This is a genomic window from Escherichia sp. WS1368, from assembly GCF_046487485.1.
Lineage (GTDB): Bacteria > Pseudomonadota > Gammaproteobacteria > Enterobacterales > Enterobacteriaceae > Escherichia > Escherichia coli.
This window is the reverse complement of record NZ_JBJQJI010000009.1, coordinates 140428-150717: the sequence shown is the minus strand read 5'-3', so window position 1 is coordinate 150717 and position 10290 is coordinate 140428. Positions and strand designations below refer to the sequence as shown.

The following is a 10290-nucleotide window of genomic DNA, read 5'->3' as shown; positions in this document are numbered from 1 at the left end:
GAACAGGCCACGCCGGTGGGGGCACCAATACGTACCCCGGCAGAACCCTGAACAATGCTACCGCCATACTGCGTCATGTCGCCCTGACGCGCCGCCGGTTTTCCGCTCATCGTAAAATCCTTTTCTATTATTTTAATGACAGTATCTTCATACGAAAAAGCGAAGAAAAACTTGTGGTCACAATGAATTGAAGGTTTTTAGGAATATATTTAGAACGTTACAAAAGAGAAGGTTCGGATAGGGTATTTAGAGAGGAATCAGGTGTGCTAGTGGCCCTTTGTTGATCGTTCACCAAAGGACCCAATAATAGGCTTAATCTTCCTTCGGCAAGCACTGCAAATGCCCGTGCCGCACGCCGCGCTGGGCGATAACGTCATCGGCAAAATGCTGCACGTCACCCATGTCACCTTTCAACACGGCGATTTCCAGACAGTCGTCGTGATTGATGTGGACATGTAGCGTCGCGACGGAGAGATCGTGGTGATGGTGCTGGGTGGAGACAATACGGCTGGCTAAGTCGCGTTTTTCGTGTTCATACACATACGACAGCACCGCGAAACCTTGTGTGCCGTGCTGCTGAGTGGCCTCTTGCGCCAGGGCGCTACGCAGAATATCGCGGATAGCTTCGGAACGGTTGTTATAGCCACGACGCTGGCTCAGGCTGTCCAGCGTCTCCAGTAAATCGTCATCAAGCGTGATGGTAACTCGTTGCATAGACTTAAACCTTTTCTGTGGCGCGACGGCGCACGGGGTATGCGGGTAATACCGCGTTTTGTAGCACACGTCCGGCGTCAGAGGAAAAGGTTAATTTATCTCCCACCACCTGGGTTTCGACGATTTGCCCGTTGTCCATCACCATCACTCGCTGGCAAAAGCGTTCCACCAGGCGTAAGTCATGAGTGATGAACAGGCAGGCAGTGCCAAACTGTTGTTGTAGCTTTTTCAGCAGGCGAATGACGCCCGCCTGTAACACGAGATCAAGGTTAGAAACGGCTTCATCCAGAATCAGCAGTTTCGGTTCGACCGCCAACGCGCGTGCCAGGCAGACGCGCTGGAGCTGGCCGCCGCTTAACTGCGGTGGGCGCTTGTCGAGCACGCTGTCATCGAGATCGACCGCCTTCAGCATTTCGCTGGCGCGCGCCAGTTGTTCGGCTTTTTTCAGCGATAGCAGGTGGCGCATCGGTTCACGCAGGATCTCGCGCACGGTTTTGCGCGGATTCACGGCACTGATGGAGTCCTGAAACACCATCTGAATATCACGGCGGAAGGCTTTACGTTGGGCGCGATTAAGTTTCGCCAGCGATTCGCCGCGCCAGCTAATATTCCCTTGTGAGGGAGACTCTAAGCCTACCAGCAGCCGCGCGAGGGTGCTTTTTCCGCAGCCGCTGCGTCCCAGCAGGGCGACGGTTTCACCGCTTTTCAGGGTCAGGGAAACGTTATTCAGTACCGCCTGATGCTGATGTTTTCCGCTAAATCCACCGTGCGCATAGTGATGTGAAAGGTCGCAGACGTTAAGTAAAGTCATGATGCCAGCTCCATACCGTAGAGGGCGAGATGAGCGGAAACCAGGCTGCGCGTCACCGTATGTTTGGGGGCGTTAAACAGCGTTTCTACATCGCCCTGTTCGACAATTTTACCGTGTGACATCACCGCCACGTCATCCGCCAGACGCGCCACAACGCCCATATCATGGGTGACCAGCAGCATTCCCGGTGCTTGTTTTTGCATAATGCTTTCCAGCAGATCGAGGATGCGCGCCTGTGCTACCACGTCGAGGTCGGTGGTCGGTTCATCGGCGATGATAAACGGCGATTCACACAACACCGCCATCGCAATCATCATGCGCTGCAACATGCCGCCGCTCATCTCGAACGGGTACAGCTTCAACACGCGCGCGGCGTTTTCCAACCCCACCGCTTCTATGGCAGCGGTAAGCGTAGCGTCATCGGCGGGTTTCCCCAGCGCCAGGCAGGTTTCACGCGCGTGGGTGTGCATGGTGTGTAGCGGATTAAAGGCGCTGCGCGGGTTCTGCATGATGGTGGCAATTTTGATGCCGCGCAGGGCACAGGGAGAAACCGGTTTGCCATCGGCTAAAATTTCCCCCGCCGTCTGGCGAACGCCTGCGGGCAGAATGCCCAGCGTCGCGGCGCAGGTCAGTGATTTCCCGCTGCCGCTACCGCCGACTAACGCCAGCACACGCCCGCGTTTAAGGGTTAACGATACGCCGTGCACCAGCGGCTGCGCGGCCTGTAGCGCGATATCGCGCAGTTCAATCTGTTGCGGCATCAGTGTGCGTGCTCCGTCACCAGATGAGGATCCAGATGATCGCGCAGTGCGTCACCCACCAGGTTAAAGGCCATCACGCTGATAAACAGCGCCAGCCCCGGCCAGAACATTTGCAGCGGCTGGGTCCAGATATACTGACGCGCGTCGTTAATCATCACGCCCCATTCGGCGGTCGGCGCGGTCACGCCGAGGCCGAGGAAGGACATCCCCGCGACGTGGAGCATCATATGACCAATATCCAGCGTCGCCAGCACCAGCAGCGAGGGGATCACCGCGCCTGCCAGATGATCGACAAACACCCGCACATGGCCCGCGCCGGAAAGCCGTGACGCCAGCACAAACTCGCGCTGGCGTAGCGAAATCACCAGGCTGCGCACCATGCGCGCATACCACGCCCAGTGCGACAGGGCGATGGCGATAATCACGTTGGTCAACCCGGTGCCGAGTACGCCGACCATAAAGAACGACAGAATCGACGTCGGGAAGGTCATAAACATATCCGCGACGCGCATGGTGGCCTGATCAACGCGCCCGCCAATCAGCCCGGCGCTGCCGCCAATAACTAGCCCTAATGTCAGCACCAGCAGCAGGCAGGCCATTACCGAGCCGAGCGACACGCGGGTCGCCGCCATCAGCCGCGAGAAAATATCGCGCCCTAAATGATCGGTACCCAGCCAGTGCTGCGCATCCGGTGAAAGCAGGCGCGACGGCAGATCAATCGCCTGGGGGTCATACGGCAGCCACCACTGGCTGGTGAGCGCAATCAGCGCCAGCAGGGCGATAATGATCAGCGCCAGGCGTACCGACCAGCGGGAAGAGAGGAAAAAGTTCACGCGTGGGCTCCTTCATGACGACGAATGCGCGGATCCAGCGCGGCGTTGAGCAAATCAACAATCAAATTACAGACCACAAAAACCACCACCATCATCAGCGTAAAGCACTGGATCACCGGATAGTCACGGTTAAAAATCGCCGACACCGCATAGCGCCCGACGCCTGGCCAGGCAAAGATGTTTTCGATAATCATCGTCCCGCCAATCAGTTCGCCAATGTGCATCCCCACGGCGGTGATCATCGGCAGCGAGGCATTGCGCAGAATATGGCGGCGTTCGGTCTGTTTGTCGTTCAGGCCGCGTAGCCGCGCCCAGGTGACGTGACGCTGACCGGCGACGTCCAGCATACTGGCGCGCAGTAGCCGTGCATTAATCGCCAGCGACATAAAGGCAATGGAAACCGCAGGCAAAATGATGTGCTGCCAGCCGCCGTAGCCCATCGCGGGTAGCCATTGCAGATATACCGAAAACGCCATCACCAGCAAAAACGCCAGCCAGAAGTTGGGCATCGACACGCCGAGAAACGCGATGAAACGTACGGCGAAATCCGGCAGACGATCGCGATGGCGCGCCGCCCAGATACCGAGCGGCACGGAAGTGAGCAGAATTAATACCAGCGCGGCACCTGCAAGTTCCAGCGTGGCGGGCAGGAAGTTCAGCATATCGTCCAGCACCGGGCGTTGGCTGGCGAATGAGATACCAAAGTCAAGATGCAGCGCCTTCCACAACCAGGTGCCGTACTGGACATACAGCGGCTGATCCAGCCCCAGCATGGTGCGTGTAGAGGCCAGCATCTCCGGCGTCGGCGGCAGGTTAGACAGACGCAGATAATCGAGCGCCGGGTCGCCGGTGCCGAGGCGCAGCATCAGAAAAATGATCACCGAGGCGGCGAGCACCATCGGGATCAGCAGCAGAAAGCGGCGTAATACGTAACGCAACATTAAGGTTTCACCGGTTTAATCTGTTCGAACGGAATTTCGGTGGCGATCGGCGCGTAGGGGATGTTACCCAGCTCCGGTTTTGATACCACCATCATTGAGATGTAACTGATAGGCAGATAAACCGCCTCGTCATGCAGACGGGTCAGAATGTCGCGATACAGCGCCTGACGTTGCGTTTCGTCATGGGTTGCCAGCACTTCGCCGATCTCTTTATCAATCAGCGGCTTGTCGGCTAATCCTTGCTGTGCCTGGAAATCAGCGTGCGACGGTACGCGCATTGAACTCAGGAAGGCGTGTGGATCGTATGGCGCGCCCCAGGTGCGATGGAAAATCATGCCAAAACGACCGTCGCGCTGACGAGCATAGATACTGCTCTCTTCTTCGCCAATCAGTGAGACATCTGCGCCAATCTGGCGCATATCAGCCTGAATGATTTCCGCCATCGATTTGCTTAACGCATCGGTGCCGATGAACGACAGTTCAATGCGCAGCGGCTGACCATTTTTCTCGCGGATGTCTTTGCCCGCAGGCAACGTCCAACCGGCTTTTTCCAGCAACGCTTTCGCTTTCTGCGGATCGTACTGGCGCGGTTTCAGGCCGAGGTTGGCATAGGGCACAGAAGGAGCAAACAGGGTGTCGGCGACCTGCTGGGTGCCATACAACGCGTTATCAATCAGCGATTTTTTGTTTACCGCGTAATTAAGAGCTTCACGTACTGCCAGCTCGTTGGTGGGGGCTTTGGCGGTATTGAGCGCCAGCATCACGGTTTCGATCGGCTGTGACAGTTGGGTGTGGTAAGCCGGGTTCTGGCTAAAGCGGGCGAAGGTATCGAGCGGTAATAACCCTTCGTTTCCGTACAGCAGGTCAATATCGCCAGTTTCAAACGCCACCGCGCGGGTAGTCGGGTCCGGGATCACGTTAAAAGTGATCTTCTTAATCGCCGGCTTTTCGCCCCAGTAGTTTTCGTTACGGACGAAGACATCGTACTGATTCAGTTTCGATTCCTGCAAAACCCACGGCCCGGTGCCAATCGGCGCTTTAATTCCGTTCATGGTTTCATGGTTTTTAAACTGCGAGGGGGCGATAAAACGGAAAGGGCGTGGCAGGGCCAGTTCTTGCAGGAAAGGATAGTAGGCGCTTTTCAGGGTGATTTGCAGCTCTGTTTTACTGAGTGCTTTGACATCAACAATCTGGTTTGCCAGCTCCAGCCAGGCGTGACGTTGACGGTTATCGAGCACTGCGCGGAAGTTTTCTGCCGCCGCCTCTGCATCAAACGGTTCGCCGTTGGAGAATTTCACGTCATCACGCAGGGTGAAGGTCCAGGTTTTACCATCTTCAGAATGAGTCCAGCTTTTTGCCAGCCACGGGATCACCGAACCGTCTGCCTGATATTTCACCAATGGTTCATAAACCATGCTCTGGGCGAACATCTGGTTAGGCGTGTAAAGGTGCGGGTTTAGTGGCCCGACATTCACCGGCCAGGCGGTGGTGATTTCATCTGGTGCAGCGGCATGGACGATAAAAGACGCACAAGCCAGCAGCGCAAATAGAGTGCGGCGGAGTGTGGAGAGCATGGTAACCCCAATGGATTAAAATAGATGGCGGAAATAAGTATGACGATTTTAAGTACTCGTCATACTGATAACCTGTTCTGGATCAAAAGATGGACAGTCGGGTGGGCGGATCAGTTAACTGAATCGATCCATTGCACACTGTCGGCGGAGAGCGTAAAGGGGGTAGGGGTGCAGATCGCCAGGCTTAAATTATCAAGCTGGCAATGGCTGACCGACAGTGATGAGTGATAGGTGCTGTCTACGCTGACGATTTGCCAGGCGCTGCCGCCACGTTGTTTAACGATGGCTTCTTTGCGCGTCCAGATGCGCCAGAACATTTCCAGTTGCTGATCGGGATGCACGGCGTCCATCTCAGCGTGTTCCCCGAGGCTGAACACGGCGTTCGCCAGCCAGCGCCAGTTGGCGCGCGGGCGAATTACTTCGATATCGCAGCCGACTTCGCCTTCATCGCTCAACAGCAGGGCGATATCGTCACCGCTATGGCTTAAGTTGAACCATAGCGGCGTTTCCGGCGCGAATGCAGGTTTGCCTTGTTCGCCATAGATGATCTCCGGTAGCGGGGAAAGCGTGTGCGAAAGCAATGCACGCCCCGCCAGCCAGCGTTCACGTCGTGGACCTTGCGGTGCTTGCTCGCGTAAACCCGGTGGCAGAGGAGCTGCGCTTAAGGTCGAAACTTTCCCCAGAACTATCCGATACATATCAGGGCCAACGTTTAATGGAAAATGAAAGTGCGTATCGTAACACTTGTCGCCTCATCCCGGTAACCGACTTTTCGGTCTGCCTGGTCCCAGTAAAATCGCCAGTTTGCTACCGCCTTTGGTGGTTTCCATCCAGATTTTACACACGCTGGTTAATGGCACCGAAAGTAGCATCCCTACCGGGCCGAGCAGCCATCCCCAAATTAACAATGAAAGAAATACCACCATGGTGGACATCCCCAGGCGATGGCCCATCATCCGTGGCTCTAAAATATTGCCGATGACCATATGGACAACTAAAAACAATGCGCCGACCAGAATACATTCGTAAATACCATTAAACAGCAGCACCTGAATCATTGGCGGTACGGCGGAAATTACCGCGCCGATATTGGGCACGTAGTTGAGCAAAAACGCCAGTACTGCCCACATCAGCGCAAACTGTACGCCCATTAGCGCCAGCCCCAGCCAGACGATGACACCTGTCCATAAACTGAGTAACGTCTTTAACGCCAGATAATGCGAAACGCCTTTAAGTGCGCGGTGTAATCCCGCGATGTGAATCTGTGGGTTATTTAGCGCAAAACGCATTTTGTAAGGGACGTGGCGCACTTCAAACAGCATGAAAACTACGGTCATCACCAGCAAAAGCACGCTCGCCATTGCCCCGGAAAGCCCGGTCATTAGCGCCGTGGTGAAGGTAACCACTTTTTCCGAGTCCATCCGCTGCAGTATTCGCTCCGGCGATATATGCAAATTAAGAAAAGGCAACATCTCCTGCAATTTAAAAAGTTTGCGCGTCAGCTCCTTATTAAACTTCGGCAGCATAGATATAAATTCGTTAAACGATGCCGCCAGTACGCCGACCAGCGCGGTTAGTGCGATCAGCATCACCACCACCACAATCGTAATGGCAACGGGGCGTTGTACCCCCCGACGAATAAACCAGGTGACGAGCGGGTTGAGAACGATGGCAAAAAACAGCGCCAGTAATAGCTGCACAATGATATCTGCCGCTGCGTGAATGCCCGCGAGGATCACTACCAGCGAGGCCAGCTTGAGCAGAATGTGCATGCCCGTTTTATCGGGTTGAGGGGTTTCCATTGGGGCTTCCTTGTGACTTTTTGTATTAAGTGTAGCGGGAGTCACGCCAGCAATATTCTGATTCTTACTGCTGATTTTCACGTCAGCACGTGGTAAAAATGAAACACTGTTGTAAAAATGTGGTGATCCTCATGCCCGAACCCGTAGCCGAACCCGCGCTAAACGGATTGCGCCTGAATTTGCGCATTGTCTCCATTGTCATGTTTAACTTCGCCAGCTACCTCACCATCGGGTTGCCGCTCGCTGTATTACCGGGCTATGTCCATGATGTGATGGGCTTTAGCGCTTTCTGGGCAGGATTGGTTATCAGCCTGCAATATTTCGCCACCTTGCTGAGCCGCCCTCATGCCGGACGTTATGCCGATTTGCTGGGACCCAAAAAGATTGTCGTCTTCGGTTTATGCGGCTGCTTTTTGAGCGGTCTGGGATATCTGACGGCAGGATTAACCGCCAGTCTGCCCGTCATCAGCCTGTTATTACTTTGCCTGGGGCGCGTGATCCTTGGGATTGGGCAAAGTTTTGCCGGAACGGGATCGACCCTATGGGGCGTTGGCGTGGTTGGTTCGCTGCATATCGGGCGGGTGATTTCGTGGAACGGCATTGTCACTTATGGGGCGATGGCGATGGGTGCGCCGTTAGGTGTCGTGTTTTATCACTGGGGCGGCTTGCAGGCGTTAGCGTTAATCATTATGGGCGTGGCGCTGGTGGCCATTTTGTTGGCGATCCCGCGTCCGACGGTAAAAGCCAGTAAAGGCAAACCGCTGCCGTTTCGCGCGGTGCTTGGGCGCGTCTGGCTGTACGGCATGGCGCTGGCGTTGGCTTCCGCCGGATTTGGCGTCATCGCCACCTTTATCACGCTGTTTTATGACGCTAAAGGTTGGGACGGTGCGGCTTTCGCGCTGACGCTGTTTAGCTGTGCGTTTGTCGGTACGCGTTTGTTATTCCCTAACGGCATTAACCGTATCGGCGGCTTAAACGTAGCGATGATTTGCTTTAGCGTTGAGATAATCGGCCTGCTACTGGTTGGCGTGGCGACTATGCCGTGGATGGCGAAAATCGGCGTCTTACTCGCGGGGGCAGGGTTTTCGCTGGTGTTCCCGGCATTGGGCGTAGTGGCGGTAAAAGCGGTTCCGCAGCAAAATCAGGGGGCGGCGCTGGCAACTTACACCGTATTTATGGATTTATCGCTTGGCGTGACCGGACCACTGGCTGGGCTGGTGATGAGTTGGGCGGGCGTCCCGGTGATTTATCTGGCGGCGGCGGGACTGGTCGCAATCGCGTTATTACTGACGTGGCGATTAAAAAAACGGCCTCCGGAACACGTCCCTGAGGCCGCCTCATCATCTTAAAACTTACTGAATAACCAGCGTATTAATGATGTTTTCTGCGGTGGTCTGCGCTTTTTGCTGATCGTCAGCTGGCAGAGTAATTTGCATGGTCAGCAGTTGATTACCCACGTTACCCAGAATAACGGAAGAGTACGCCGTCTGGCCTTTCGCGGAGATAATGCTGTCTAACTGCTGCATTTTGTGACCTTTCAGCTCAATGGCTTTATTGGTTACCACTTGCAGCTGCGGATCGCGGCTACGTTGCTGATCTTCCAGACGCTTCGCCAGCACCGCCAGATCTTCTTTCGGATCATCGCCCATGATGACGATGACTGCTTTCTGCCCGGTGGCGTCGGACCAGACATGCATGTTATTGGCCTGCGTTCCCAGCTTACCGCTCTGGTCGGTCATATCCGCTGGCAGCGAGAAACTTAACTTGCCATCAAGCAGGTTGACGGGATTCCCGGTAGCGTTACTTTCCGCGACCGAACCCTGCGCCGTAGCGTTAGTGTCTTTATCATCACAGGCCGCAAGCCCCATAACCAGCAGGCCAATTCCGACATATTTAACCAGATTGCGCATTGACTTCTTCCTTTCGATAAACGGCCATAACGGCTCATTCATCCATCTTATCACAACTCTGATAACGAACCTTTAACTCGCCTGCAAAGCGTTGATTTCGGATTTATCTGCCAGTCTTTTCAACAGCATATTGAGTAATACGCCATACATTGGCAGGAAGAAAACGATACTGATTAACACTTTGAAACAGTAATCGACCAGTGCGATTTCCATCCAGTGTTCAGCCATAAAGGCATCCGGGCTACGCCAGAAGGCAATGAAGAAGAAGGCCAGCGTGTCGCTGACGTTACCGAACAGTGTGGACGCTGTCGGTGCCAGCCACCAGCGGCGACTCTGACGCAGGCGGTTAAAAACGTGCACGTCGAGGATCTGTCCCAGCGCGTAGGCCATGAAACTGGCGGTGGCGATACGGGCGACAAACAGGTTGAAGTGGGCGAGCGCGCCGAATCCTTGCCATGACCCCATATAAAACAGCGATGAGATGACGTAGGAGATCAGCAACGCCGGGATCATCACCGCAAAGATGATACGACGGGCCAGCGGTGCGCCAAAAATACGCACAGTCAGGTCGGTAGCAAGGAAAATAAACGGAAAGCTAAATGCGCCCCAGGTGGTATGGAAACCAAAAATGGAGACGGGAAGCTGAACCAGATAGTTACTGGAGGTGATCACCAGCAGATGAAATAACGATAACCAGAACAACGCCTTATAGCGTTGAGTTTGCGAGAAAACGTTCATATTGTACCTTTTTGATTAACCATTGGGGTGAGGGAACCCAATACGTACGACACGCTATTTTACCTTGATTAAATAACGTTCTTACCCTTTTTTCGAGCCGCCGCATGATACTGCTTTACGTTGACAATGCAATGGTTAATTTTCACGCAATCGTTAACCTGGTTTGCTTACGGACTCACAGGGCGTAAACTAGCGCCGTTTTTTTA

12 protein-coding genes are annotated in these 10290 nt (G+C 54.6%); 1 reads left to right on the top strand and 11 read right to left on the bottom strand.

Annotation, left to right across the window (positions count from 1 at the left end; translation table 11 throughout):
- The 9 genes from ACJHYD_RS16650 to ACJHYD_RS16610 all read right to left on the bottom strand — a co-directional run.
- Positions 1-110: hypothetical protein (locus ACJHYD_RS16650; RefSeq protein WP_001372263.1), on the bottom strand; the 110-nt coding region annotated here is incomplete at its 3' end.
- A gap of 202 nt (positions 111-312) precedes the next feature.
- A complete protein-coding gene (gene nikR / locus ACJHYD_RS16645) occupies positions 313-714 on the bottom strand; it encodes a nickel-responsive transcriptional regulator NikR (RefSeq protein WP_001190062.1) in 402 nt (133 codons plus the stop codon).
- A gap of 4 nt (positions 715-718) precedes the next feature.
- Positions 719-1525 carry a nickel import ATP-binding protein NikE gene (gene nikE / locus ACJHYD_RS16640; protein WP_001521512.1) on the bottom strand — a complete coding sequence of 269 codons (807 nt, stop codon included), beginning with the start codon at positions 1523-1525 and terminating at the stop codon, positions 719-721.
- Positions 1522-2286, bottom strand: coding sequence for a nickel import ATP-binding protein NikD (nikD, locus tag ACJHYD_RS16635; RefSeq protein WP_001136198.1), 765 nt, complete (start codon positions 2284-2286; stop codon positions 1522-1524). The genes nikE and nikD overlap by 4 nt, the downstream gene beginning before the upstream one ends.
- Positions 2286-3119, bottom strand: coding sequence for a nickel ABC transporter permease subunit NikC (nikC, locus tag ACJHYD_RS16630; protein WP_001008963.1), 834 nt, complete (start codon positions 3117-3119; stop codon positions 2286-2288). The genes nikD and nikC overlap by 1 nt, the downstream gene beginning before the upstream one ends.
- Positions 3116-4060, bottom strand: coding sequence for a nickel ABC transporter permease subunit NikB (gene nikB / locus ACJHYD_RS16625; RefSeq protein ID WP_000947068.1), 945 nt, complete (start codon positions 4058-4060; stop codon positions 3116-3118). The genes nikC and nikB overlap by 4 nt, the downstream gene beginning before the upstream one ends.
- Positions 4060-5634 carry a nickel ABC transporter substrate-binding protein gene (gene nikA / locus ACJHYD_RS16620; RefSeq protein ID WP_000953368.1) on the bottom strand — a complete coding sequence of 525 codons (1575 nt, stop codon included), beginning with the start codon at positions 5632-5634 and terminating at the stop codon, positions 4060-4062. Before nikA ends, nikB begins: the two co-directional genes overlap by 1 nt.
- Before the next feature lie 110 nt (positions 5635-5744).
- Positions 5745-6332, bottom strand: a complete 588-nt coding sequence (gene acpT / locus ACJHYD_RS16615) for a 4'-phosphopantetheinyl transferase AcpT (protein ID WP_000285781.1) — start codon at positions 6330-6332, stop codon at positions 5745-5747.
- Positions 6333-6386: 54 nt separating this feature from the next.
- Complete coding sequence (locus tag ACJHYD_RS16610) at positions 6387-7436, bottom strand: AI-2E family transporter (protein ID WP_001551785.1); 1050 nt, start codon at positions 7434-7436, stop codon at positions 6387-6389.
- 131 nt (positions 7437-7567) lie between these two features.
- On the opposite strand from ACJHYD_RS16610, the gene ACJHYD_RS16605 reads away from it, so the two are divergent.
- The gene (locus ACJHYD_RS16605; protein WP_001309018.1) at positions 7568-8785 is read left to right on the top strand and encodes an MFS transporter; all 1218 of its coding nucleotides are present in this window, start codon (positions 7568-7570) and stop codon (positions 8783-8785) included.
- 3 nt (positions 8786-8788) lie between these two features.
- Here the strand turns inward: ACJHYD_RS16605 and dcrB are convergent, their stop codons facing one another.
- Positions 8789-9346, bottom strand: a complete 558-nt coding sequence (gene dcrB / locus ACJHYD_RS16600; RefSeq protein ID WP_001245295.1) for a phage sensitivity protein DcrB — start codon at positions 9344-9346, stop codon at positions 8789-8791.
- A 72-nt stretch (positions 9347-9418) separates the two neighbouring features.
- The gene (locus tag ACJHYD_RS16595) at positions 9419-10084 is read right to left on the bottom strand and encodes a 7-cyano-7-deazaguanine/7-aminomethyl-7-deazaguanine transporter (RefSeq protein ID WP_001100467.1); all 666 of its coding nucleotides are present in this window, start codon (positions 10082-10084) and stop codon (positions 9419-9421) included.
- Positions 10085-10290 lie beyond the last annotated feature (206 nt).